The 23,471-nt window shown below is 63.1% G+C and carries 30 protein-coding genes; 12 read left to right on the plus strand and 18 right to left on the minus strand.

Annotation, left to right across the window (positions count from 1 at the left end; all coding sequences use genetic code 11):
- Positions 1-16 precede the first annotated feature (16 nt).
- Positions 17-1,027, plus strand: coding sequence for a type I glyceraldehyde-3-phosphate dehydrogenase (gene gap / locus NKI47_RS10835; RefSeq protein WP_023678507.1), 1,011 nt, complete (start codon positions 17-19; stop codon positions 1,025-1,027).
- Between the two features lie 217 nt (positions 1,028-1,244).
- Entirely contained in the window at positions 1,245-3,134 is a 1,890-nt protein-coding gene (locus NKI47_RS10840) for a potassium/proton antiporter (protein WP_352589844.1), read from the plus strand.
- 169 nt (positions 3,135-3,303) lie between these two features.
- Here NKI47_RS10840 and NKI47_RS10845 read toward each other — a convergent pair whose 3' ends face one another.
- On the minus strand, positions 3,304-4,221 hold the full coding sequence (locus tag NKI47_RS10845; RefSeq protein ID WP_352457948.1) for a polyprenyl synthetase family protein: 918 nt from the start codon (positions 4,219-4,221) through the stop codon (positions 3,304-3,306).
- Between the two features lie 79 nt (positions 4,222-4,300).
- Here NKI47_RS10845 and NKI47_RS10850 point away from each other — a divergent pair, with 79 nt between their 5' ends.
- From NKI47_RS10850 to NKI47_RS10860, 3 genes are all read left to right on the plus strand, one after another.
- Positions 4,301-5,059, plus strand: a complete 759-nt coding sequence (locus NKI47_RS10850) for a biosynthetic peptidoglycan transglycosylase (protein WP_031212144.1) — start codon at positions 4,301-4,303, stop codon at positions 5,057-5,059.
- Positions 5,060-5,198: 139 nt separating this feature from the next.
- Positions 5,199-5,381 carry a 50S ribosomal protein L32 gene (gene rpmF / locus NKI47_RS10855; RefSeq protein WP_006203806.1) on the plus strand — a complete coding sequence of 61 codons (183 nt, stop codon included), beginning with the start codon at positions 5,199-5,201 and terminating at the stop codon, positions 5,379-5,381.
- A 199-nt stretch (positions 5,382-5,580) separates the two neighbouring features.
- On the plus strand, positions 5,581-5,982 hold the full coding sequence (locus NKI47_RS10860) for a hypothetical protein (protein WP_023678503.1): 402 nt from the start codon (positions 5,581-5,583) through the stop codon (positions 5,980-5,982).
- 10 nt (positions 5,983-5,992) lie between these two features.
- On the opposite strand, the gene NKI47_RS10865 is transcribed toward NKI47_RS10860, so the two are convergent.
- The 3 genes from NKI47_RS10865 to NKI47_RS10875 all read right to left on the minus strand — a co-directional run bounded on the left by NKI47_RS10865 (position 5,993) and on the right by NKI47_RS10875 (position 7,352).
- Positions 5,993-6,424 (minus strand): GlcG/HbpS family heme-binding protein, encoded by a 432-nt coding sequence (locus NKI47_RS10865; RefSeq protein ID WP_023678502.1) that lies wholly within the window; start codon positions 6,422-6,424, stop codon positions 5,993-5,995.
- Positions 6,425-6,521: 97 nt separating this feature from the next.
- Positions 6,522-6,752, minus strand: coding sequence for a hypothetical protein (locus tag NKI47_RS10870; RefSeq protein ID WP_023678501.1), 231 nt, complete (start codon positions 6,750-6,752; stop codon positions 6,522-6,524).
- Positions 6,753-6,827: 75 nt separating this feature from the next.
- A complete protein-coding gene (locus NKI47_RS10875; protein ID WP_352451127.1) occupies positions 6,828-7,352 on the minus strand; it encodes a winged helix-turn-helix transcriptional regulator in 525 nt (174 codons plus the stop codon).
- Between the two features lie 97 nt (positions 7,353-7,449).
- On the opposite strand from NKI47_RS10875, the gene NKI47_RS10880 reads away from it, so the two are divergent.
- Both NKI47_RS10880 and NKI47_RS10885 read left to right on the plus strand, forming a co-directional pair.
- Positions 7,450-8,301, plus strand: coding sequence for an alpha/beta fold hydrolase (locus tag NKI47_RS10880; protein ID WP_352571983.1), 852 nt, complete (start codon positions 7,450-7,452; stop codon positions 8,299-8,301).
- A 61-nt stretch (positions 8,302-8,362) separates the two neighbouring features.
- The gene (locus tag NKI47_RS10885) at positions 8,363-9,019 is read left to right on the plus strand and encodes a glutathione S-transferase family protein (RefSeq protein WP_352457946.1); all 657 of its coding nucleotides are present in this window, start codon (positions 8,363-8,365) and stop codon (positions 9,017-9,019) included.
- 143 nt (positions 9,020-9,162) lie between these two features.
- Here the strand turns inward: NKI47_RS10885 and NKI47_RS10890 are convergent, their stop codons facing one another.
- The 3 genes from NKI47_RS10890 to NKI47_RS10900 form a co-directional block, all read right to left on the minus strand.
- Positions 9,163-9,450 carry an ArsR/SmtB family transcription factor gene (locus NKI47_RS10890; protein WP_023678497.1) on the minus strand — a complete coding sequence of 96 codons (288 nt, stop codon included), beginning with the start codon at positions 9,448-9,450 and terminating at the stop codon, positions 9,163-9,165.
- 31 nt (positions 9,451-9,481) lie between these two features.
- Positions 9,482-10,729 (minus strand): MFS transporter, encoded by a 1,248-nt coding sequence (locus NKI47_RS10895; RefSeq protein ID WP_352589849.1) that lies wholly within the window; start codon positions 10,727-10,729, stop codon positions 9,482-9,484.
- A gap of 95 nt (positions 10,730-10,824) precedes the next feature.
- On the minus strand, positions 10,825-11,019 hold the full coding sequence (locus NKI47_RS10900; RefSeq protein ID WP_023678495.1) for a DUF1192 domain-containing protein: 195 nt from the start codon (positions 11,017-11,019) through the stop codon (positions 10,825-10,827).
- 124 nt (positions 11,020-11,143) lie between these two features.
- Here NKI47_RS10900 and NKI47_RS10905 point away from each other — a divergent pair, with 124 nt between their 5' ends.
- From NKI47_RS10905 to NKI47_RS10915, 3 genes are all read left to right on the plus strand, one after another.
- Complete coding sequence (locus tag NKI47_RS10905) at positions 11,144-12,154, plus strand: NAD(P)H-quinone oxidoreductase (protein ID WP_036238914.1); 1,011 nt, start codon at positions 11,144-11,146, stop codon at positions 12,152-12,154.
- A 132-nt stretch (positions 12,155-12,286) separates the two neighbouring features.
- Positions 12,287-12,427 carry a DUF1127 domain-containing protein gene (locus NKI47_RS10910; protein ID WP_023678493.1) on the plus strand — a complete coding sequence of 47 codons (141 nt, stop codon included), beginning with the start codon at positions 12,287-12,289 and terminating at the stop codon, positions 12,425-12,427.
- Between the two features lie 353 nt (positions 12,428-12,780).
- Positions 12,781-13,476 (plus strand): DUF1013 domain-containing protein, encoded by a 696-nt coding sequence (locus tag NKI47_RS10915; RefSeq protein ID WP_023678492.1) that lies wholly within the window; start codon positions 12,781-12,783, stop codon positions 13,474-13,476.
- Between the two features lie 50 nt (positions 13,477-13,526).
- On the opposite strand, the gene NKI47_RS10920 is transcribed toward NKI47_RS10915, so the two are convergent.
- The 3 genes from NKI47_RS10920 to NKI47_RS10930 all read right to left on the minus strand — a co-directional run bounded on the left by NKI47_RS10920 (position 13,527) and on the right by NKI47_RS10930 (position 14,981).
- The gene (locus NKI47_RS10920; RefSeq protein WP_023678491.1) at positions 13,527-14,246 is read right to left on the minus strand and encodes a helix-turn-helix transcriptional regulator; all 720 of its coding nucleotides are present in this window, start codon (positions 14,244-14,246) and stop codon (positions 13,527-13,529) included.
- 18 nt (positions 14,247-14,264) lie between these two features.
- Positions 14,265-14,672: a hypothetical protein gene (locus tag NKI47_RS10925; RefSeq protein WP_023678490.1), complete on the minus strand. Its 408-nt coding sequence runs from the start codon at positions 14,670-14,672 to the stop codon at positions 14,265-14,267.
- A 141-nt stretch (positions 14,673-14,813) separates the two neighbouring features.
- A complete protein-coding gene (locus tag NKI47_RS10930) occupies positions 14,814-14,981 on the minus strand; it encodes a hypothetical protein (RefSeq protein WP_023678489.1) in 168 nt (55 codons plus the stop codon).
- Positions 14,982-15,183: 202 nt separating this feature from the next.
- Between NKI47_RS10930 and NKI47_RS10935 the strand changes: the two genes are divergently transcribed.
- Entirely contained in the window at positions 15,184-15,345 is a 162-nt protein-coding gene (locus NKI47_RS10935; RefSeq protein WP_352454847.1) for a hypothetical protein, read from the plus strand.
- A gap of 13 nt (positions 15,346-15,358) precedes the next feature.
- Here the strand turns inward: NKI47_RS10935 and NKI47_RS10940 are convergent, their stop codons facing one another.
- The 7 genes from NKI47_RS10940 to NKI47_RS10970 all read right to left on the minus strand — a co-directional run bounded on the left by NKI47_RS10940 (position 15,359) and on the right by NKI47_RS10970 (position 22,079).
- Positions 15,359-16,090, minus strand: a complete 732-nt coding sequence (locus NKI47_RS10940; protein ID WP_023678487.1) for an SGNH/GDSL hydrolase family protein — start codon at positions 16,088-16,090, stop codon at positions 15,359-15,361.
- A gap of 82 nt (positions 16,091-16,172) precedes the next feature.
- On the minus strand, positions 16,173-16,913 hold the full coding sequence (locus tag NKI47_RS10945) for a DUF899 domain-containing protein (protein WP_023678486.1): 741 nt from the start codon (positions 16,911-16,913) through the stop codon (positions 16,173-16,175).
- A gap of 150 nt (positions 16,914-17,063) precedes the next feature.
- Entirely contained in the window at positions 17,064-18,089 is a 1,026-nt protein-coding gene (locus NKI47_RS10950) for a class I fructose-bisphosphate aldolase (protein ID WP_352589854.1), read from the minus strand.
- 140 nt (positions 18,090-18,229) lie between these two features.
- A complete protein-coding gene (locus tag NKI47_RS10955; RefSeq protein ID WP_352589857.1) occupies positions 18,230-19,426 on the minus strand; it encodes a phosphoglycerate kinase in 1,197 nt (398 codons plus the stop codon).
- Positions 19,427-19,586: 160 nt separating this feature from the next.
- Positions 19,587-20,441, minus strand: coding sequence for a lytic transglycosylase domain-containing protein (locus tag NKI47_RS10960; protein ID WP_023678483.1), 855 nt, complete (start codon positions 20,439-20,441; stop codon positions 19,587-19,589).
- A gap of 4 nt (positions 20,442-20,445) precedes the next feature.
- On the minus strand, positions 20,446-21,699 hold the full coding sequence (gene ispG, locus NKI47_RS10965; protein ID WP_352589860.1) for a flavodoxin-dependent (E)-4-hydroxy-3-methylbut-2-enyl-diphosphate synthase: 1,254 nt from the start codon (positions 21,697-21,699) through the stop codon (positions 20,446-20,448).
- Positions 21,700-21,899: 200 nt separating this feature from the next.
- On the minus strand, positions 21,900-22,079 hold the full coding sequence (locus tag NKI47_RS10970; RefSeq protein ID WP_023678481.1) for a YdcH family protein: 180 nt from the start codon (positions 22,077-22,079) through the stop codon (positions 21,900-21,902).
- Between the two features lie 239 nt (positions 22,080-22,318).
- Between NKI47_RS10970 and NKI47_RS10975 the strand changes: the two genes are divergently transcribed.
- Positions 22,319-22,522, plus strand: a complete 204-nt coding sequence (locus NKI47_RS10975) for a YdcH family protein (protein ID WP_023678480.1) — start codon at positions 22,319-22,321, stop codon at positions 22,520-22,522.
- A 34-nt stretch (positions 22,523-22,556) separates the two neighbouring features.
- Here the strand turns inward: NKI47_RS10975 and NKI47_RS10980 are convergent, their stop codons facing one another.
- Positions 22,557-23,360 (minus strand): IclR family transcriptional regulator, encoded by an 804-nt coding sequence (locus NKI47_RS10980; RefSeq protein WP_352589863.1) that lies wholly within the window; start codon positions 23,358-23,360, stop codon positions 22,557-22,559.
- Between the last annotated feature and the right edge of the window lie 111 nt (positions 23,361-23,471).

Below are 23,471 nucleotides of genomic sequence, written 5' to 3' on the forward strand. Positions count from 1 at the left end.
TCCCAGGGAGAGAACAATGACCGTCAGAGTTGCCATCAACGGATTCGGCCGCATCGGCCGCAACATCCTGCGCGCCATCCATGAATCCGGCCGCAAGGATATCGACGTCGTCGCGGTCAACGATCTCGGCCCGGTCGAGACCAACGCGCATCTGCTGCGCTTCGACAGCGTGCATGGCCGCTTTCCGCACGAGGTGACGGTTGACGGCGACCAGATCATCGTCGGCAAGGAAAAATTCAAGGTCACCGCGATCAAGGATCCGACACAACTGCCCTGGAAGGAGCTTGGCATCGACATCGCGCTCGAATGCACCGGCATCTTCACCGCCCGCGACAAGGCCGTCGCCCATCTGACCGCCGGTGCCAAGCGCGTTCTCGTCTCCGCTCCGGCAGAGGGCGCCGATCTCACCGTCGTCTATGGCATCAATCACGACAAGCTGACCAAGGACCACATCGTCATCTCGAACGCCTCCTGCACCACCAACTGCCTGGCGCCGCTGGCGGCCGTGCTGAATGAGGCGGTCGGCATCGAGAAGGGCATGATGACGACGATCCATTCCTACACCGGCGACCAGCCGACGCTGGACACCATGCACAAGGACCTCTACCGCGCCCGCGCCGCCGCGCTGTCGCAGATTCCGACCTCGACCGGTGCTGCCAAGGCCATCGGCCTGGTACTGCCCGAACTCAAGGGCAAGCTCGACGGCATCTCCATCCGGGTGCCGACCCCGAACGTCTCGCTCGTCGATTTCAAGTTCATCGCCAAGCGGCCGACCACCGTCCAGGAGATCAATGACGCGGTGATCGCCGCCTCGAACGGCAAGCTGAAGGGCATCCTCGCCGTTACCCGTCACCCCAATGTTTCGATCGACTTCAACCATGATCCGCATTCCTCGATCGTGGCGCTCGACCAGACCAAGGTCATGGACGGCAACTTCGTTTCGGTGCTGTCGTGGTACGACAATGAGTGGGGCTTTTCCAACCGCATGGGCGATACCGCCGTCGCCTTCGGCAAGACCATCGCCTGATCGGAGAGCCAGCTTCTCGACCTGGAGACGCCCGGCTCAGTCCGGGCGTTTTTCATTGCAGCACGAACCGCCGAGGCACGCTCCGCTGCTCGGGGGTGCCAAAACTTTCGACGATCGGCAGCGTGGGGCAAAAAGCCACGCTGCTGCCTTGCAGCGGCCATGTCTTCGCCCCACTCTCCCGTGATGCCGGAGCATATCGACTAGGGGCGACCAACGAATGGAGCATGGTATCTATCTTGTGACGCTCGTTGGCGCAGCACTTGTCGTTGCCGCCGCGTTTTCAAGCCTGATCGCCTTCCGTTTCGGCGCCCCTCTCCTGCTGCTGTTTCTCTGCATCGGCCTCGCCACCGGAACCGACGGTCTCGGCATTCATTTCGACAATGCCCGAGTTGCTTATTTTGCCGGCTCATTGGCGCTGGCGGTCATCCTTTTCGATTCCGGCTTCGGCACGCCGCTCAACGCCTTGCGGCAGGCGGCCGGGCCGGCGCTGTCGCTGGCCACATTCGGCGTCCTTTTGACCACCGGGCTCTTCGGCGCCGCCGCCTATTATCTGCTCGACCTGACCTGGCTGGAATCCTTCCTGCTCGGTGCCGCCGTCGCCTCGACCGACGCCGCGGCGGTGTTCTTCCTGCTGCGCGCCGGCGAGATCAATTTGCGCGAGCGCGTGCGGTCCACGCTCGAGGTGGAATCCGGCACAAATGACCCGATCGCCATCTTCCTGACCATCACGCTGGTCGAGGTCATCGCCGCCAATACCCACCCCGAGGCCAAGGTGCTGGTCACCGATCTTGCCGTCGGCTTCCTTGTCAACATGGGGCTCGGCGCGGTCATCGGCATTCTCGGCGGCATGGCCATCGTGCGCCTTGTCGATCGCCTCAATCTCGATCACGGCCTGCTGCCGATCTTCGTGCTGACGCTGTCGCTTATGGTGTTCGCTGCCGCCGGTGCCGTCGGCGGCTCCGGCTTTCTGGCGGTCTATCTCGCAGGCCTGATTGCCGGCAATTCCGATATCCGGGCCGTCACCATCCTCAAGCGCTTCCAGGACGGCATGTCGTGGCTGGCGCAGATCATCATGTTCCTGATCCTCGGCCTGTTCGCGACGCCTTCGCAATTTCCGGCGATCCTGGTGCCGGCAGTGCTGCTCGGCCTGTTCCTGGTATTTGTGGCACGGCCAATCGCCGTCTGGCTCTGCCTGGTGCCGTTCCGTCTGCCACGCCCGGAAGTCGCCTTCGTCTCGTGGGTTGGCCTGCGTGGTGCCGTGTCGATCCTGCTTGCCATCACGCCGCTGCTCGGCGGTCTTGAGAACGGCCGCCTCATCTTCAACACTGCCTTCATCATCGTGCTGGTCTCGCTGATCATCCAGGGATGGACCGTCGGGCCGCTGGCGCGCCGTCTCGGCCTTATCGTGCCGGCCCGCCTGGGACCGCTCGACAAGGTCGAATTGGAACTGCCGGGCTCCGCCCATCATGAGCTTCTCGCCTACCGCGTGGCACCTGGCAGCCCGGTGGCGCGCGGCGAACGCATTCCGCGCTGGGCGCGGCCGTCGCTGGTGCTGCGCGACGGACGCTCGATGCGCTTCCAGGATATGGGCCGGCTCGCGGCCGGCGACCATGTCTACATCTTCGTGCCGGACCGCTATCCGCGCCTGCTCGACAAGCTGTTCGCCAGCCGTGCCGTGGTCGATCCCGAGGACGCGGATTTCTTCGGGGCCTTCGCCGTCGATCCGTCACGCCCCGCCGAGGAACTGGAGACCGCCTACGCGCCGGGCCTGACCGAAGCGGAACGCAAGCTCAGCATTGGCGACCTGGTCACTACGCGGCTCGGCGGCCACGCCGAATACGCCGACCGCGTGCTGCTCGGTCCGATCGAGCTGATCGTCCGCGACGTCGACGACAAGGGCAGGATCACCGGCCTTGGCCTGTCCTTTGAGCCGACCGCGCCGGTGGCGCGCGTTCCGGTGTTCCTCAGCGCCGGCGAAATCCGCGATCGCATCGCCGCCATCATCCGCAACCGGCGCAAGCCGGCCGAGGCGCAGGCGGTCGAGGCGGCGGCCGAGATGGAACCGGTTCCGCAGCCCGTGGTGGAAAAGACAACTGGCGAAGGCTGACCGCTGTCCACCCGAGCCGCGGAACCCTGCCGCGAGGCTGAAGAATGGCTCGGCAACTGGTGTGGCGGGTCCATGTGGTCCGACATCGCCGGAAATGATCCCGATCGGCCGGTTGCGAGGGCGTCCGGCCGATCAGTCGCCAATTCTCCGGCGCGCCATAGGGGCGCGCTTAATTGTTGCGGGCCGCTACGAACTGCGCCGCTTGTTTCAGAAGCGCAGCCTGCTCGCCAAAAGGTTCGAGCAACGCATGAGCCTGGTCAACGAGGCCATGGAGCTGGCCCCGCGCCCAGTCCGGTCCGTGCAGCGCGACCAGCGTCGCCTTGCCGGCCGCGGCATCCTTGCCGGTCGCCTTGCCCATCTGATGCGCGTCGGCGGTCAGGTCGAGCAGATCGTCGGCAAGCTGAAAGGCAAGCCCGATCGCCGAGCCGAACTCGGCCAGCCTTTCGCGGTCGCCCGACGGCGCGCCGGCAAGGATAGCGCCCGCTTCGCAGGCAAAGCGGATCAGCGCACCGGTTTTCATCGCCTGAAGCCGGATGATGCCGGCCTCGTCCGGCCGGCTTTGTTCGGCTTCGAGATCGAGCATCTGGCCGCCGACCATGCTTCCCGCCCCGGCGGCGCGGGCCAGTGCCAGCACCAGCGTTGCCCTGCGCTCGGCCGGCAGCATTGTCGCCTCGTCGGCAAGGATGTCGAAGGCAAGTGTCAGCAAGGCGTCGCCCGCAAGAATGGCGGTCGCCTCATCGAAAGCCCTGTGCACGGTCGGCTGGCCGCGGCGCAAATCGTCGTCGTCCATGGCCGGCAGATCGTCATGGATGAGCGAATAGCAGTGCACGCATTCGAGCGCCGCCGCGACGCGCAGCGCCGCCTCGCCGTCGGCTGAAAACAGTGCAGCACTTTCCATGACCAGGAAGGGACGCAGTCGTTTGCCGCCGTTCAGCACGCCATGTCGCATTGCCGCCATCAGGCGTTCGGGCCGCGCGACCTCGCCCGAAAGCGTCCGTCCGTCGAGCAACCGCCTCAGCAGCGCCTCGAGCGGAACTGCCCGGGCAATAAGTGCAGCTTCGAACGCCATTTGGTCGTCTTTCGTCATGGTCGGGAGCGGTAGCCGACACTCAGACGTTGCGCAAGAAGCCAAGCGCCATTATGCCGGGGGCAGGGAGTAGCGCGGACTGGGTGGCTTGGCGGAACCGATCGTCGATCACGAAACCGAAGGGTTGGACATGGCGAGACCGAGACGCGGCAGCCGCATCGGTCTTCAACGCTGGGTCCGGCGCGGCATCGCCGTCGCGGTCGTGCTGGCGCTGGTGCCGGTGGTGCTGACCTTCCTGTACCTGCCGACATTCGTGCATCCGGTGTCGACATTGATGCTGAAGGACCTGGCGACGTTTTCTGGCTACGATCGGCGCTGGGTTTCCATCGACGATGTCGCGCCGGTGCTGGCATATTCGGTCATCATGTCGGAGGACGGGCAGTTCTGTTTCCATCGCGGCGTCGATCTGGGCGAGTTGCGCGGCGTCGTCGACGATGCGCTCGCCGGCGAGATGACACGTGGCGCCTCGACCATCACCATGCAGACGGTAAAGAATCTTTATCTATGGTCGCGGCCGTTGGGCTCGGTCCGTAAGGTCGTGGAACTGCCGCTGGCCGTCTATTTCGATGCGGTGCTGTCGAAACGGCGGATCATGGAGATCTACCTCAACATCGCCGAATGGGGACCGGGCATCTACGGCATCGAGGCCGCCGCCCAGCATCATTTCGGCGTCTCGGCAAAACAGCTGTCGCGCCGGCAGGCAGCGCTGCTTGCCGTCACCTTGCCGAATCCGATCGTGCGCAATCCGGCGAAGCCCGGGCCGGGACTGAGGCGGCTTGCCGCGTTGATCGAACGGCGCGCCGGCCGCGCCGGCGCCTATGTCGGTTGCCTGCGATAGTGTCAAAAAAAAACACGGCGACGCTGGCCAAAACGCCGTCGGGCGTGTATAGGCACCCGACTTTCTCAGATTCCGGCCCCTGATGTGGCCCTTTCACGAGGGCCGCCGGGGCGTTTTGACCATGTAGTGGAGCATATCCATGGCCGTTCCGAAACGAAAAACCTCTCCGTCGAAGCGCGGCATGCGCCGTTCTGCCGACGCACTGAAGGCCCCGACCTATGTCGAGGACAAGAACTCCGGCGAGATGCGCCGTCCGCACCATATCGACCTGAAGACCGGCATGTATCGCGGTCGCCAGGTTCTGGAGCCGAAGGAAAGCTGAGAGAGCTTTCGACGGTTTATGGGTTGCGAAACGACCGGCCATTGGCCGGTCTTTTTGCGTTTGCGACAACTGATCGTATCAGCCGGGCCTGACATTGTTGTTTCACGCCGTCTTTGTCCGTGTTTATCGGCCGCACGAAAATTCTTGACGGCGAACGCCGGGCGCACTCTACAAAGATCAGTCCAACCGGAGCCGCCACATGTTCGGTGCCATCCCGCTGCTGATCGTGCCTTTCATCCTCTACAATCTCGGGCTTCTGGGAATATTCGGCAGCGGCGACGATCCGTGGGCCACCGAAATGTTTTCGGTCCGGATGATGTCGGGTGGCGTGTTCTCGATGACCCTCGGCGACCTCATCGTGCTGATCGCACTGATCTTCTTGTTCGTCGAAGTGGTGAAGTCGACGCGCACGACAAATGCCTCGATCATGGACCATCTTTTGTCGACCTTCGTCTTTGTGGCCTATCTGGTCGAGTTCCTGCTGGTGAAGGGCGCCGCCCATTCCGTTTTCTTCACACTGATGGTCATAGCGCTGATCGACGTGCTGGCCGGCTTTTCGGTGTCGATGCGGTCGGCCACCCGCGACATCAATATGAGTTAAGGATCCCGACTCAGCCCGGGTCAGCGGTGAAGCCAGCCGCCTCGACGCCGGCGATGGCTGCCGTTTCATCATTGTCGGACGTGTCGCCGGAAATACCGATGGCGCCGATGATCGTGCCGGCGTTGTCGCGGATCAGCACGCCGCCGACGACCGGCAGGACGCGCCCGCCCGACACGTCGGAGACGCCGGCGATCAGATGCGGGCGCTCCTTGGCGAAAGCTTCCACCCGGCGCGAGCCCATGCCGATAGCGAGCGCGCCATAGGCCTTGCCGGCCGACATTTGCGGACGCAGGAAAGAGGCGCCGTCCTGACGCTGGAACGCGACCAGATGGGCGCCGGCGTCGAGCACCGAGACGCCAAGCGGCCTGAGCTTGAGCTCGGCACCCTTGGCAAAGGCGGCGGCGATGATTTCAAGGGCTTTGTCGAGCGTCAGTGCGGTCATGGCCGTCTCCTAAACGCGCCAGTTATCAACCGGCAGAACAGACTCCGAGTGAACTGTTTCGCGTGCGAAAGGAAGCATGCATTCTGGGAGCGCCGGCCTATTTCTTCTTGGCGCGAGGCTTCTTCACCGGGGCCGGAGGCGCATTGGCCAGGTCTTCCGCTTCCTTGGCGAGGCGCAGCGCCCGCAGCTTGTTGGTCTTGGCTTGGCGAGCGTCGCTCTCGGCGACATATTCCGCCATCGCCTTCTGGCGAACCGTGGCTGCCTCTTCCTGTTTCTTGAAACGCAAATCGGCCCGCGCACGGGCAGTGTCCTTAGAGTTCTCGACCAAGAGCGTTATCCAATCCGTAAATTATCTTCAGTCCCTTGATAGCAGAGCCAGCCCGCAATTGGGAAAATAAGTTGGTCATGGCGCCGGATCGCAGCCGACTCGCTCCGCCTTGCGGGCGACTACCGCATCGTATCCGGCCTGCAAAGTCGCGCGGACGGTGGGTCCAGATGGGGCGGGAGACGCACCCAGATGCTCGTGGCGCAACTCGTTCATGAACTTATCCCACATCGGCGGGCCGCCTTTTTCCAGAAGCTCGGCACGGATAGAGAGCTCTTCGCTGACCGGCAGCCAGACGCGGCCCCAGGCGCCGAGATGCGCCAGGATCGGCACCAGCGTAATCGCCATTTCGGTCAGGCTGTAGATCGCCTTTTGCTTGTGGGAGGGATCGTCCGCCTTGGTCAGCATGCCGAGCTCCATCAGCCGCTTCAGCCGGTCGGCGAGGATGTTGGAGGCGATGCCCTCCATCGAGCCGTTGAGCAGTTCGCGAAAGTGGCGTCTGCCGCCGAAGATGATGTCGCGAAGGATGATCAGGCTCCACCGGTCACCGAACACTTCGAGCGACAGGTTGATGGGGCATCCGGACCGACGATCGATGTTCATGCGAATCTCCAAAAACCGGTTGCACTATCGTATCGGTTTTAATATCGTGCAACTGATTGCAACTTGCAATCGGATTTGCAGCCCAAGGAGGAAAGTCATGAGAAACGCCGAACACCCCGAAATCGTATCCCAGACGTTCGGCGATCCGGCCCATCCGGCGGTGTTGTTGATCATGGGCGCGATGGCTTCCATGCTTTGGTGGCCCGAAGCGTTTTGCCGGAAGCTGGCCGGCGAGGGTCGCTTCGTGATCCGCTATGACAATCGCGATACCGGCCGTTCGACCAAATACGCGCCGGGCGAGCCGCCTTATACATTCGACGACATGGTGGACGATGCCGTCCGCGTCCTTGACGACCAGGGAATCCGAAAGGCGCACGTGGTCGGCATGTCGATGGGCGGTATGATCGCGCAGCTCGTTGCGTTGAAATACCCGCCGCGTGTCAATTCGCTGACGGTGATCAGCAGCTCGCCCCTGGGCATCGATACGTCGCATTTGCCCGGAACCACCGAGGCCTATAGGAAACATTCGGCCGAAGGCGCCAAGGTCGACTGGTCTGACCGTGGCCAAGCGGTCGATTTCATGGTCAAAAACGCGCGTGCGCTCGCCGGCACCGCGCATCCGTTCGATGAGGCGCGGACGAGAGCGTTCGTGGAACAGGACTACGACCGGTCCGGCGGCTTTCTCAGCGCGACCAATCACTTCATGCTCAAGGGCGGCGAAGATCGGAGCGGCGAGGACTGGACGGGGCGGCTGCACGAGATGAAGATTCCGCTCCTCGTTATCCACGGCACCGACGATCCGATCTTTCCAGCCGAGCATGGCGCCGCTCTTGCCGACGCGGTCGCCGGTGCAAGACTGGTCCGGATCGAGGGCGGCGGCCACGAGCTGCATCCCGACGATTGGGCCGCGATCATCGATGCGATCGTCGCCCACAGCCGGGCCACGTAGCAGCGGGCCGAACCTTGACACCGGATGCCCGCGAGACGAAGCACCAAAGATAGGAGCAAAAATGTCCCTGACGATGCATCTTCATCCGCTGGCCTCCTTCTGCTGGAAACCGCTGATCGCGCTCTATGAGAACGGCACGCCATTCACATCGGTCGTCGTCGATCTCGGCAACGAACAGTCGCGCGCGGCGTTCCTGAAATTGTGGCCGGCCGGCAAGATGCCGGTGCTGCGCGATGAGGCGCTGGACCGGACCGTGCCGGAATCGACGATCGTCATCGAATATCTCAACGCGTATTATCCCGGACCGGTCGAGCTGATCCCCGGCGATCTCGATCTCGCCCGTCAGACCCGGCTTGCCGACCGCTTCTATGACTTCTACGTCCAGGAACCGATGCAGAAGATCGTTGGCGACCGGCTGCGGCCGGAGGGCAAGACCGATCCGTTCGGCGTCGAGCAGGCCCGCGCCCAGCTGCGCAGCTCCTACGCCATCATTGAACAGGACATGCAGTCGAGGACATGGGCGGTGGGTGCGAGCTTCACCATGGCCGACTGCGCTGCCGCCCCCGCGCTGTTCTACGCCAACAAGGTCGAGCCGTTCGGAGACGAATATCCTGCGGTCAGGCGCTATCACGACCGGTTGCTGCAACGCCCCTCGGTTGCCCGTGTGATCGAGGAAGCGCAGCCGTATTTCAAGCTCTTCCCCTACAACAATGGCTAGAGTGGTTCATCGTTTCACGGAAACGCCGAACCGCTCTATCTCTTTGTTTTTGCGCAATTCCGTACGGAAAACCGTTTCACACTTTTCCTGGAATTGCTCTAGGCCCGATGCTGCATAGTTGCTCGACGCGCTGACGATGCCCCTCAGCTTCCGGGTGAACCGAGCTGCTCCGCATCCCAGAACTGGTCAAGCCAGATGTTGAGCTTCAGGAAGCCGGCATTGCTGACCGTATAGACGCGCCTGGTGCCTTCCGGCTTGGCGTTGACCAACCCCGCATCAAGCAGCACCTTCAGGTGCTGCGAAACGGCCGGGCGGGACACCGGCAAGCCGGATGCCAATTCGTTGACGGTCTTCGGTCCGCGCCGGAGCTCTTCCAAGAGATGGCGCCGGTTGGGATCGGCAATCGCCATGAAGGCGTCGGAAAGCATCATGCCTTATTTGTGGGGCAAAGCGCCTCGAATCTCAACTGTCGGCTTCAGCTTTTCTGCGCGGGTCGAGCCGCAACGCTTCCGGCGTCACCGAGCGATCGGCGGGCTGGGTCTTGAAGGCATCGCGGCCTTCGATCGGCACCGGCGCGCGACGGCTGATGCGCAGCAGCGTATAGCCAGCCAGGCTGAGATGCGCGAGCGCAGTGGCCAGGAACAGCCCCTCAGGGCGCATCCAGCCCATCAGGCCGGCGGCCACCAGCGGACCGATCATCGTGCCGAAGCCATAAAGCAGCAGCAGGCCGCCCGACACTTTGACGAAGTCCTCCGATCGCGCATGGTCATTGGCATGCGCCACCGCGATCGAATAGAGCGTGTAGGCGAAGGCGCCGTAGGCGGCGGTGCAGACGATGACGAAGATGCCGGAGCGCGGTTCGAACAGGAAGATGGCGATGGCAAACAGCGCAGCACCGAAGGCCGCGCCCGCCAGCACGAAACGACGGTCCGTCGTGTCGGAGAGCCGCCCGGCCGGAAGCTGCATGGCGGCACCAGCGATGACCACGAGGCTCATCATCAGCGCGATCTCGGCTGTCGAGATGCCGATGCGCGCTCCATAGACGGCACCAAGTGTACCCCAGGCGCCGTTGGCGATGCCGATCAGCACGCAAGCGATCGCCGACACCGGCGAATTGACGTAGAGCCCCTTGACGTCAAGCGACACGTCCTGCAGCGGCTTGGGGTGAGACGCCGTCGAGACCGCCGTCGGGATCAGCGACAGGCAGAACAGAATGCCGGTGATCATGAACAGCGACGCCGATCTCACATCGCCGCCGGCAACGATCATCTGACCGCCCATGATCGAGGCATAGGTGACCATCATGTAGAGGCCGAAGACGGTGCCGCGGTTTTCGTTGGTGGCCTTCTCGTTGAGCCAGCTTTCGATGACCATGAAGGCGCCGGCCATGGTGAAGCCGGTGAAGGCGCGCAGCAGGATCCAGGTATATTCGTCGATGATCAGGCCGGTGAGCAGTGCGACGATCGCTCCCGATGCGGCAAAGGCGCCGAAAGCCCTGACATGACCGGCGCGGCGCACGATGCGTGGCGCAAAGAAGCAGCCGGTGACGAAGCCGCCGGCCCAAGCCGTGCCCATCAGGCCGAGCGATGCCGTCGAGAAGCCCTCCACCTGGCCGCGCAGCGGCAACAGCAGACCGTGCAGTCCGGATGCCGCCAACAGGAACGCGGTGCCGCGCAGCAGCGAGAGGATCGGTCTGTAGCTTGCGAACATTTTTCAATCCGGCTGGGGTTTAGGGCACAAGTCTGCAGACAGCGGCATTCGGGCTTTTCGGGGCGTGCCCGAGCTTTTGGCATTACCCGCAGTAACTACCCGCGGCGAAACAGCGCCTCTGCCGCCGACTTGGTCGAGCCCTTGGTCTTGAGCTCGGCTTCCAGCCGGGCGATCTCGTCGCGCAGGATGCCGATCCGTTCGGACAATTCGTCGACGGAAAGCAGCGACAGATCCTGCCCGATCTCGTGCGGGCGCGCTTTCTTCTTGGGTTCGTCGTCGAAGATCGCCATCGTCGCTCCTCCGTGATTGCCCATTTGCCTGATTTGCCAATGAGCATACATAGGGCAAGGGTATGGATGCAAATGGCGGGCAAGAGCTGGCACGAGAAACCGGCGGAGCACGACGGGAAAATTCATGGCGAACGCACAGAAAATTCCGGCGAAGATGATGGCGATCGCCATATCGGAACCGGGCGGGCCGCGGGTGCTGAAACCGGAAACCCGCGACGTACCGGTTCCCGGTCCCGGCGAGATCCTGATCCGGGTGCGGGCCGCCGGCGTCAACCGGCCGGACGTGCAACAGCGCAAGGGCGCCTATCCGCCACCGCCGGGAGCGTCGGATCTGCCGGGCCTGGAAGCAGCAGGCGAAGTCGCTGCCCTTGGTGACGAGATATCGCGCTGGCGCGTCGGCGACCGGGTCTGTGCGCTGACGGCGGGCGGCGGCTATGCCGAATATGTCAGAGTGCACGCCGGCAGCGTGCTGCCGCTGCCCGCCGGCTTTACCTACACCGAAGCGGCGGCGCTGCCGGAAAACTACTTCACTGTTTGGCACAATGTCTTCGAGCGCGGCGGCCTGAAGAGCGGCGAGACCCTGCTCGTGCATGGCGGCTCGTCGGGTATCGGCACCACGGCGATCCAGCTTGCTGCCGCTTTCGGCGCCTATGTCGTCACCACCGCCGGCAACAAGGAGAAATGCGACGCCTGCCTCAAGCTCGGCGCCGACCGGGCGATCAACTACCGCGAGGAGGACTTCGTCGCCGCAGTCAAGGAGGCAACCGGCGGCAAGGGTGCCAATGTCATCCTCGACATGGTCGGCGGCGACTATGTGGCGCGAAACTATGAGGCTGCAGCCATGGAAGGCCGCATCGTCCAGATCGCGACGCAGGGCGGGACGGTGGCGAGCGCCGATTTCTTCAAGATCATGGCCAAGCGGCTCGTGCACACAGGATCGCTGCTCAGGCCACGCACCGTGGAGTTCAAGGCGGCAGTTGCGGCTGCGCTGGAGGCGCAGGTTTGGCCGCTGCTCGGCACGCGCAAGGTTGCGCCGGTGATGGATACGATCTTCCCGCTCAAGGAAGCGTGGCGGGCGCATGAGCGGATGGAGGAGGGTGAGCACATCGGCAAGATTGTGCTCGATGTCGCCTGACGGCCCGCAAACAGGCTGAACGAAAGCTTAATGGTGCAATGCAACAAACGCATTGCGGCCATGCAAAAGCGTCTGTTCAATTTTTCATCGCCGATGCCTATTTACGCGGCATCAAAACGATGGAGGACTATCATGAACCCGATCCGCGCTTTCCGTAACTGGCGCATGTACAACGAAACCGTGCGCGAACTGAACCGGCTGAATGCTCGTCAGCTCAACGACCTCGGCATCAACCGCGGCGACATCGAGAGAATCGCCCGCAAAGGGCTTTGATCTCGAGCACGATCCCGCTCGAAGACCGGGCGCTGCTTTTCGGCAACGCCGAGCCGCGGTTCGGGATCAAGCTTTAGAAGCCAGAGCCGCAGCAGACGGATTTCCGTCGCCGGTTCCGAGCCCGCCCGACCTTGGTCTGGCGGGCTTTGTCTTTTTGAAGCTTTCGACTGTATGGCGTCATCTGCCGACCTTCGCGGTCTGCTGGTCGCGCTGCCGTGCCGTCCTTGACGCGCGCCTGCCAAAAACATTGCGAAACGGCGAGCGAGCGGTTATATAGACCGCGATTTTCCCATTTTGGTGGCTCTAAACCACCGCCCGCGCGGGAACGCGGGCGAACGAGAAGGATTTTTGTAATGGCCAATACGCTGCTGATGCCAAAGGCGACCGCCGTCTGGCTGGTTGACAACACAGCGCTTTCCTTCGAGCAGATCGCGCAGTTCTGCGGACTGCATCCGCTTGAGGTCAAGGCGATCGCCGACGGCGAGTCGGCGCAAGGCATCAAGGGCATGGACCCGATCATGACCGGCCAGCTCACTCGCGACGAGATCGCGCGCGCCGAGAAGGACGCCAACCACCGGCTGAAGCTCTCCGATCCCAAGGTGCGGGTGCCGGAATCCAAACGCAAGGGTCCGCGCTACACGCCGCTGTCGAAGCGCCAGGACCGGCCCAACGCCATCCTCTGGCTGGTGCGCAACCATCCCGAGCTCAAGGATGCGCAGATTGCCCGCCTTGTCGGCACAACGAAGTCGACGATCGACCAGATCCGCGACAGAAAGCACTGGAACTCCGCCAATCTCCAGCCGATGGATCCGGTGACGCTCGGCCTGACGTCGCAGATCGACCTCGATATGGAAATCAACCGCGCCTCGCGCGGCCGCGAGCAGGCGCAGCCGGTCGGCGATACGCTGCTGCCGGCCGCCTTGACCGAACGGCTGGTGCCGGCGCCCGAAAAGCCGAAGGACGAGGACCGCGAACTTGACGCCAACGCCGTCTTCGCCAAGCTTTCGGCGCTGAAGTCGAAGGACAAGGACGCCGACGAAGAGGAGTAGGTCTGGCATCCAAAACCGCTTTCAAGCGGGCTTTTTTGTGATCTTCCGTGTCAGCTTCGCGCCGCCCGGTCCGGCGCCATGCCGTAATCCTCGCTGCGCTCCACCGCGCGATAGAAATCGGCGAGCTGCTTGCCGCGCTCCGGCTTGAAGGTGCGGCCGGCGATGACCACCGAGGCGATGCGGTCGATGCGGAAGGCGCGGAAATCGCCGCGCATCTCACACCAGGCGACCAAGGTCCACACCTTGCCCCAGAACCACAGGCCGAGCGGGCGGATGTCGCGCGCGGTGCTGCGGCCGGCCTCATCCGAATAGTCGATGGTCAGCACCTGACGTTTCTCGATGGACCGCTCGATCAGGTCGATGGCTTCGCGGGCGGCATCGCTTACCACCCACATCGGCGTGTGGATCTCGGTACGGGCGATGCGGTCCTTTTCGGCGTCGGGCAACACGGCGCCTATCTTGACCAGCGCCTCGTCGGCGGCTCGCGCCATGGCCGCGCCACCAAACGCGCGCACCATGCGGGCGCCGGCGACCAGCGCGACGATCTCGTCACGCGTGAACATCAGCGGCGGAAGGTCGAAACCCTCCCTCATCATGTACCCGACACCGGCCTCGCCGTCGATCGGCACGCCGGTCGACTGCAGGTCTGCGATGTCGCGATAGATCGTCCGCTCGGAAACCTCGAGCCACGTGCCCAGCTTCTGAGCGGTGACCAGACGACCACCACGCAGATGCTGCACGATCTGGAAGAGCCTGTCGGCGCGGCGCATCGTATGGTCCCTCGGCGTCTATCGTTCCAGCCCTTCGCGCTTGCGCTGCGCGGCGACGAAGGCCGCGCCGAAGGACAATTTCCTCGTTGTCGGCGTGTTTGCGTCGACCACCCGCCAGAACGGCGCAACGTCGCCCAGCGCCATACCACGCTCAAGATCCTCGTTGGCGGCCTCGGCGACGGTGCGCAGATGATAGCCGATGGTGACCGGACATGTCATCTCGGCATCGTGCTCGATGGCGAGAGCGGTGCGCAAAGCGCGGATATTCATGTCCATGCCTTCGGGGATGGAGCGGATGAATGCATGGACCTGGCGAGCTGTAGGAACCAGCATCGGCTGGCCTTCGACGACGTCGCCGATGGTGCGTGGCGACGGTCTTATGCCGTTGATGCCAGGCGTGTTCAGCCTGTCGTTCCAGCTTTTCATCGATCGTCCTCTCGGCCATCCGGCTCCGGCGGCCATCGCACTATGGCACGAGCCTCCTGACACCATACTGTCAGGAGGCTTCAGCATGCCCATTTCAGCTCGTCGCCAGGTCGCATCCAAACGCCACGCAGAAAGCTTGCCTCAATTGCCGCCATTGCGGCGGTCGCCATACATGTCCGGCCAACCAATATCCTTGCGGATGTCCGCCGGCAGGGTGTTCATGAATCGCTGGGTGCGGATCTCATTGCGGATCGTCCGGATCTTGCCGACATAGTGCTGCACGCTACGCAGAATGGTAATACCGTTCATGGCTGGTCTCCTCTCTTTCGATGCAGGCACTATCGCACACCCCTGCTGACAGCAGTCTGTCAGGAGGGTGCGGCTCTCATGACCGGCGTTCCGATTTATCCATCGAAGTGACAAGGCAGTGCTGAAAAGAGGCTTGCCGCAGTGGAAGCCGGCGATCCCGGAGCCGCTTTGACAGCCAGCCGCGATGCTGATCAAAGGCTGCATGTCGAAACTTCTCGCGCTCGTCATCATCCTCATGATGGTCATCCAGCTCATCAAGCCGCTCGGCTGGCCCGGGCTGAAGCGGCGCAGCGATTTCTGGAAGCTGGCGCTGCTGGCGATGGCGGCGATTTCGATTACGGCGGTGCTCGGGCACTGGACGTAGTGCGGGCGGCCCGCTACGCGACGCCCGGTTCGTTGGCGAGCACCAGGCTGACCAGATGTTCCGCCCAGGCTCGGTAGCCGGCTTCCGAAGCGTGAAATCCATCCGATGCGAAGCCGGCATCGGCATCCGTGATCGGCAGCCGGGGCGCCGGTATGGCGCCGCGTTCGAGGCAAAGGCGCTCGCCCATCCGGTTCATTTCGACGGCGCGGATTTCGAGGATCTTGCCGAGCAGCGGCGGCATTGCCGGAGCCCGGGTGAACTCCAGCACCGGCGACCACACGACGCGCGCTTCCGGCCATTTGGCGCGCAGCGCGTAGAGCAGGCCGCCAAACTCGCGCTTGAAGCGCGGTACCGAATGAAAATTCTTGGTGTCGTTGGTACCGATGGCCAGCACGATATGCGTCCACGGATCGGCCGATAGATTGGGCAGCACATGATCGCGGATCTGGCCAGAGGTTGCCGAGTTGAAGCCGGCCGCCCGCCAGCGCACGGTGCGGCCGGTGCGTTGCGCAATCAGAACTGCCAGTTGCGCGGCCAATCCGTTTTCGGAATTGCCGATGCCTACCGAGGCGGCGGAGGAATCGCCAAGCACCAGAACCGAGATTGCTGGCGCCAGGCCAGATATCTCGTGCATGACCGGACCTTGTGCCGGCAGCATGCGGGCGGTGCGGCGACGCACGCCAAGTCCTTGCCAGACATAGACCGGAAAGGCGAGCCAGGTGAGAAGGGTCGGAAAGCGCCGCATGGCAAGTCCCTTTTAGGGCATAGCGAACAGCACTTAGCGCATGTCGGGCCGAAGACGAAAGACCTTGGGTGACCGCCTGTCGTCAATGGCAGCAGCTGTCCTGCATTTCGGGCGTATCCGCATATTCGTCGTGCAGCCGCACCCAGTCCACCAGGCTATGGTGGGGACCGGTTTCGTTGCGACCCTTCGGCGTCAGGTCGAGATAGTGATAGGCGCCGATCAGCGGATCGCCGCCTCTGGAGCGCGAGATAAAAGTCAGGAAGATGTCGCCTTTCTCGTCGCGATAGAACACGCTGGTGCCGGGAAGATCCTTCGATTGCCGCGCGCGCCGCTCGAAATTGTAGGTCGTGTCGCCGGCCGCGATCTGCTTGTCGGTGAATGACACCTGCATGTCGAAGTTGAAGTCCGAAGCGTACGACGACACCCAGTCGAATTTCCAGCCCATGCGCTGCTTGTAGGGCAGAAGCTCGGCCAGCGGCGCCCGCGCCACCACCACGAGCGAGACGTCGTGGTGCCTGAGATGCTGGTTGGCACCGTCAATGTGGTCGGCAAGGAACGAGCAGCCCTCGCAACGATAATCGGCGCCCGGCCCGAACATGAAATGGTAGACGATCAGCTGGCTGTTGCCGCCGAACAGGTCGGGCAGTTTCTTTGGCCCTTGCTCGGTCTCGAAGACATAGTCCTTGCGGATCTTCAGCCACGGCAGTTCGCGGCGTTCGGCGGCGACGCGGTCGCGAAAGCGCGTCAATTCCTTTTCGCGCGCCAGATGCGCCTTGTGCGCCTGAAACCACTCTTCCTGCGAAACGGTCTTGTTGTTTGGCATCGGTCTGCTCCTCTTTTCACGGAGGACGTTCGGCAGCGAGGAATACCGACACCGAGCTGCATTTTCAGTAGCAGGAAATTGCAGACCTTGCTGCTTTCAAACAAACCCGGGCACATGGCCCGGGTCGGAGGGAACGCAACCTGAATTCCGTCAGGCGGCTTGCTCCAGCGTCGGCTGCCATTGTCCAAGCGCTGCCAGATGGTTCATGTGGGCGCGATGGGCGAAGGCGGCCTGCGCGGCGGCGACGTTTGCCGGCTTGCCGCTCCAGGCCTTCTGCGGAGCGGCCTGCAAGGCGCGGCCGTAGGAGAAGGTCAGCTTCCACGGATGCGGGCCGATGGCGTTGATGGCGTTGAGATTGGCGGTCGCTTGCTCGTCCGATTGTCCGCCTGACAGGAAGGCAATGCCTCCGATCGCGGCCGGCATCGTCTCGCGGAACAGTTTTATGGTCTTTTCGGCGACTTCTTCGGGGCTGCTGACCTTGCCTGATTTCTTGCCGGCGAGGACCATGTTCGGTTTCAGGATGGTGCCTTCGAGAACGACGCGGGCCGCATAGAGCTCGGTGTACAACTTTGTCAGTGTCGCCTTGCTGATCTCGTAGCAGGTGTCGATGTCGTGGGCGCCGTCCATCAGCACCTCCGGCTCGACGATCGGCACGATGCCGGCCTCCTGGCAAAGCGCGGCGTAACGGGCGAGCGCATGGGCGTTCGAGCCGATCGAGGTAGCGGAAGGCACGCCCTTGGCAACATCGATGTCGATCACCGCGCGCCATTTGGCAAAGCGGGCGCCGAGCTTGTAATAGTCGGCAAGGCGTTCGCGCAGGCCGTCCAGGCCCTCGGTGATGGTGTCGCCGGGAAAGCCGGCCAGCGGCTTGGCGCCGGCGTCGACCTTGATGCCGGGGATGGCGCCTGATGCCTTGATGATGTCGACCAGCGGTGTGCCGTCGGCGGCCTTCTGGTGAATGGTCTCGTCGTAGAGGATGACGCCGGAAATGTACTTGGTCATCGCCTCGCTGGCGCGGAACATCATCTCGCGATAGTCGCGCCGGCTGTCGGCGGTCGACTCGACACCGATGACGTCGAAGCGCTTCTTGATGGTGCCGGAGCTCTCGTCGGCAGCCAGCAGGCCCTTGCCATTGGCCACCATCGCGGCGGCAATGTCCTCGAGACGTTCGCTCATCGTGCTTCTCCTGAAAGAATTGATCCGCGCCCAGCAGACCACCAGAGCAACGCAGGTTCAAGTCGAACCATTTCGTCAAACAAGCGCGAATCGATTGAAAGTCGCGGGCGCACTCCTTCGCGCTGCTGTTGCGGCCGCGCTCAGCGCTTCAAGACGTCGACGCCGGGCAAGGGTTTGCCTTCCATCCATTCCAGGAAAGCGCCGCCGGCCGTCGAGACATAGGTGAAATCGTCGGCGACGCCGGCATGGTTGAGTGCCGCTACCGTGTCGCCGCCGCCGGCGACGGAAATCAGTTTGCCGGCCTTGGTGCGCGCCCCCGCGTGCCGGGCCGTCGCAACCGTCGCATGGTCGAACGGCTCGATCTCGAAGGCGCCGAGCGGTCCGTTCCAGACCAGCGTCGCGGCACGGTCGATCCATTCGGCAATGGTTTTCTCGGTTTTCGCGCCGACATCGAGGATCATGCCGTCTGCCGGCACGTCTGCTATGGCGACGGTCTCGCTGGCGGCGCCCGCCTTGAATTCCCTGGCGACGACGCCGTCGGCGGGCAGGATGATGGCGCAGCCGGCCTCGGCTGCCTCGATCATGATCTGCTTGGCGGTGTTGGCGAGGTCATGCTCGCACAAGGATTTCCCGACATCGGTGCCGCGCGCGGCGAGAAACGTGTTGGCCATGCCGCCGCCGATGACCAGCGCGTCGACCTTCTTCACCAGGTTCATCAAGAGGTCGATCTTGGTCGAGACCTTGGCGCCGCCGACGATGGCGACAACGGGGCGAACCGGATTGCCGAGACCCTTTTCCAGCGCGTCGAGCTCAGCCTGCATGGTGCGGCCGGCGAAGGCGGGAAGCAAATGCGCCAGCCCTTCGGTCGATGAATGGGCGCGGTGCGCAGCCGAGAAGGCGTCGTTGACGAAGATGTCGCCGTTGGCGGCGAGCTTTTCGGTGAAGATCGGGTCGTTCTTCTCCTCAGCTTTGTAGAAGCGGGTGTTCTCGAGCAGCAGTACGTCGCCGCTGTCCATGGCGGCGACGGCGCTCGCCGCCTTGTCGCCGATGCAGTCGGCGGCAAAGCCAACCGGGCGCCCGAGCACGTCCGCCGTCGCCTTAGCGATCGGCTCGAGTGAGAATTCCGGCGCCGGTCCATCCTTGGGCCGGCCGAAATGGGCAAGCATGATGACCTTGGCGCCCTTGCCGGAGAGCTCGGCGATGGTCGGCGCAATGCGCTCGATACGGGTGGCGTCGGTGACCTTGCCCTCGGTGACGGGAACGTTGAGGTCGACACGCACCAGCACACGCTTGCCGCTGATATTGCCGATGTCGTCCAGTGTCTTGAAGCCGGCCATGCTGATCCCTTTCACGAAAAATCGCGGGGACCTTACCCCGCATCGACGACGATGCAAGACCTGCCTAACGGTTCACCGAAAATATGATTCACGTGTCGAGGACGAAGTGCCCACGGGGAGCAAGATGGCAGCAATGGCGCGAAACGCACCGACATATGGCTTACCGATTGCGCACCACGATGCATGCGCCGCCCACGCTTTGCAGCTTGTCGCAGATCGTGTCGGCCTTGGCTCTGCTATCGGCGCCGATCCGCACGGCATAGATGCCGCGCCTACCGATCGGGGTACGTACCCGGCTGACCACCGGATCGTGGCCGGCAAGCAGTGCCGGGAACCGGCTTTTCACTCTCAGCCACTGGTTGAGCGCCGCGGCGCGGCGGAAATTGCCGGCCACCTGCACCCCCCACGGCTTGATGTTGATCGACGACATCGGCACGGTTCTGGACATGATCACCGGCAGCTCGCGGCAAGCGGCAGCGAAACTCGCCTTCTTGTCGAGCGGCCGGATGACGCCGGCGTAGGCGGTATTGGTGAAGTTGTCGGCCGGCTCGCCCATGACGTCCAGAACGTAGCTTTCGGTCTCCATCGGCAAGAAGCCGCCGGAATTCAGCCAGCGCGACACCCGGGTCTCGCCAGCGTTGTAGGCGGCTGCGGCGAGGCCCAGATTGCCGAAACCGGATTTCATTTCGGCGAGGTACTTTGCCGAGGCCGGGATCGCCTGTTCGATGTCGAAGGAATTGGCGAGCCCGCGCATCCTGGCGGTGCCCGGCATGAACTGGGCAATGCCTTCGGCGCCGACCGGGCTGACCGCATTGGGATCGAAACGGCTTTCCTTCCAGATCAGCCGGGCAAAGAAATCCCTGGGCAGCCCGTTCCGGTCGGCATGGGCCTCGATCAGGTTGCAAACCTGGTCGATCAGCTTCTTTTTGGCGGGCCGTGGTGGATCGGCCTGAACGGCTGTCGCCCAGATCAGCCCGCAAATGAGAACCAGCGCCGCGCCGAGCAAACGCCGCATTCAACTACTCCGCCGCGGCTTTGTCGTGCTGCCCGAACCGCCGTTCGATATAGTCGGCGACCATCTTCTCGAAATCCGCGGCAATCGATGGGCCGCGCAGCGTCGCCGCCTTCTTGCCGTCGACGAATACCGGGGCGGTCGGCATCTCGCCGGTGCCGGGCAGCGAAATGCCGATATCGGCATGTTTGGATTCGCCCGGACCGTTGACGATGCAACCCATCACCGCGACCTTGAGGTTCTCGACGCCGGGATATTGTTCACGCCACACCGGCATGTTCTTGCGCAGGTCGGCCTGGATGTTCTGGGCAAGCTCCTGGAACACGGTCGAGGTCGTGCGGCCGCAACCAGGGCAGGCGGCGACGATCGGCACGAACTGCCTGAAGCCCATGGTCTGCAACAGCTCCTGCGACACCTGCACCTCGCGCGTGCGGTCGCCGTTCGGCTCCGGCGTCAGCGAGATGCGGATGGTGTCGCCGATGCCTTGCTGGAGCAGGATGCCCATGGCAGCGGACGAGGCGACGATGCCTTTCGAGCCCATGCCGGCCTCCGTCAGGCCGAGGTGCAGCGCATGGTCGGATCGGGTGGCAAGCTCGGTGTAGACGGCGATCAGATCCTGCACGCCGCTGACCTTGGCCGACAGGATGATTTTCTCGCGCGCAAGGCCGATCTCTTCGGCCATTTCGGCCGACAGGATCGCCGATTGCACGATTGCCTCGCGCGTCACTTCCTGCGCGGTCAGCGGAAAGCCTTGGGCCTGGTTGTCATCCATCAGCCGGGTCAGCAGCTCCTGGTCGAGCGAACCCCAGTTGACGCCGATGCGCACCGGCTTGTCGTATCGGATCGCCATCTCGACGATTGCCGCGAACTGCCGGTCCTTCTTGTCCTTGAAACCGACATTGCCGGGGTTGATGCGGTACTTGGCCAAGGCCGCGGCGCAGGCCGGATGATCGGCCAGGAGCTTGTGGCCGATATAATGGAAATCGCCGACCAGCGGCACGTCGATGCCGAGCCGCTCCAGTCGCTCGCGGATGGCCGGTACGGCGGCAGCGCTTTCGTCGCGATCGACCGTTATGCGCACGATCTCGGAGCCGGCGCGATGCAGGGCCGCCACTTGCGCGACCGTCTGGTCGACATCGGCCGTGTCGGTGTTGGTCATCGACTGGACGACGACTGGGGCGCCGCCGCCGACCATCACGCCGCCGACGTCGACACCGACCGACCTGCGGCGCGGGAAGGGTGAGGAAAAATATCCGGTCATGCCGGCTGCCTTTAATCTTGAAGGTCCGGGCATGAGGTGGAGGAGCAAAGATGGCTTGTCAATGGCGACTGGCGCGCAGGCCCAGCAAATCGGAAACAACAAGACGGCAGCTTGCCGCAAATCCGCGAGCGTTTCCGGCAGCATAGCGATGCCACCGGAAAGATCGCGCGCCGGGCGGCGCTTCTAGTCCTGGAAGGGCTTCAGTGGGTCGTCGGTTTCGCCTTCAGTTTTTCAATCTCGTCCTTGAGCGCCAGCTTGCGCCGCTTGAGATTCACGATTTCGAGGTCGTCTACCGACGGATGGGTCATCGCATCGTCGATTTCCCGTTCGATGTCGCCGTGTTTCCGCTGCAGCTCATCAAGATGGGATGCAAGAGACATGATTGGTTCTCCCTTTCATGATTTCCTCGGATTGCAGCCGTCATGGCACGTCCACCGCAGGCTCGCTTCTGTGACGGCATAATGACAGTGTGCCACCATCGCGCACCGATGTCGAATGCTGCGTGGTAGCATTCCACGCCAATATGAAATGTGATATGGGCTGCGCGCCGGTGCAAGAAGACCCGGTCCCGCCCAATCAGGCCCATAGTTTGGGCGCCGCAGACGTGCAGACGGTAAAAATGTCCGATCAGGAACAGGCAGATATCCGCCTCGAATATTCCCGGCTGAAGCAGGAACACGCCGATTTCGACGCGGCAATCAATGCGATGATTGCCATGAATTGCGACCCGCTGCAGATCCAGCGCATGAAGAAAAAGAAGCTCTTCCTTAAGGACAGGCTGATGGCGCTGGAAGACAAGATCATTCCAGACATTATCGCTTGAACGGACGCCGGCGCTGGCCTGCTGGAAAGGCGGCCTATGCCGCGATCGAAAGCCGCGCGGCGCGCTCGAGCAACAGCTCTATCAGGTCATCGGTCTTTTCGGTCGAGGTATCGATGGGAACCACCAGGCACATCGTCGCCTCGACCCTGCCCGGCGCTGAAAAGACCGGTGCGGCCAGACATTTCGTGTAGGCATCGACAAGGCCGGAGGTGACGCAGTAGCCGGCCGACTTGGCGACGGCGATGTCGTCTATGAAATCGTCGAGCTGCAATCTGCGGCCGTCCGGCAGCACGAGATCGTCCTCGGAGACCATATCCTCAATCGCTGCCCTGTCGAAGCCGGCGAGGAGCAGTCGCCCGGAAGCTGTCCAGGGGAGCGGTATTTGCAGACCGGTCGCCGAGCTGATCCGGAATGGCCTCGTTCCCGGGCTTGAATGGACGATGGTGTAGCGGCCGCTTTGCAGCATGCACAACTCCGAGGTCTCGCCGGTCTCGCGTGACAGATGGTCGACTTCCTGGCGCCCTCGCCTGAGCAGGTCGTTGCCCCGCACATAGTCCATTCCGTAGAGGTAGAGCTTCTTTCCGAAATAGACCCGATTGCCGTCCCCGGCCATTTCCAGCAGGCCTGCGTCGACCAGCGAGCGCACCAGCGTATAGGTCGTCGACCGCGGTGCATTCACCCCTCTGGCAAGGTCGCCAATGCCGATCGCACGCTGGGTCGTGTGGAGAAACTCCAGAATCTGGAGGACCCGGTTGAGGCCCTTCTCCCGAGAACCCGAGTTCTTGTCTTCGTCCAGACCGGCGTCCGGTCGAGCGGCCAAGGCATTGCCATCTTGCATTATCGATCCCTGATGTTAATCTGTCTTGTACAGAGTACAGGCGTCTCTTGTAAGGGACAACGACGTCAGTTGCAACCGATGCCTGTACTGCTGGTCCAAAGGGGAACTCAA

Origin of the sequence: Mesorhizobium sp. M0633 (assembly GCF_040320645.1) — a bacterium.
GTDB lineage: Bacteria > Pseudomonadota > Alphaproteobacteria > Rhizobiales > Rhizobiaceae > Mesorhizobium.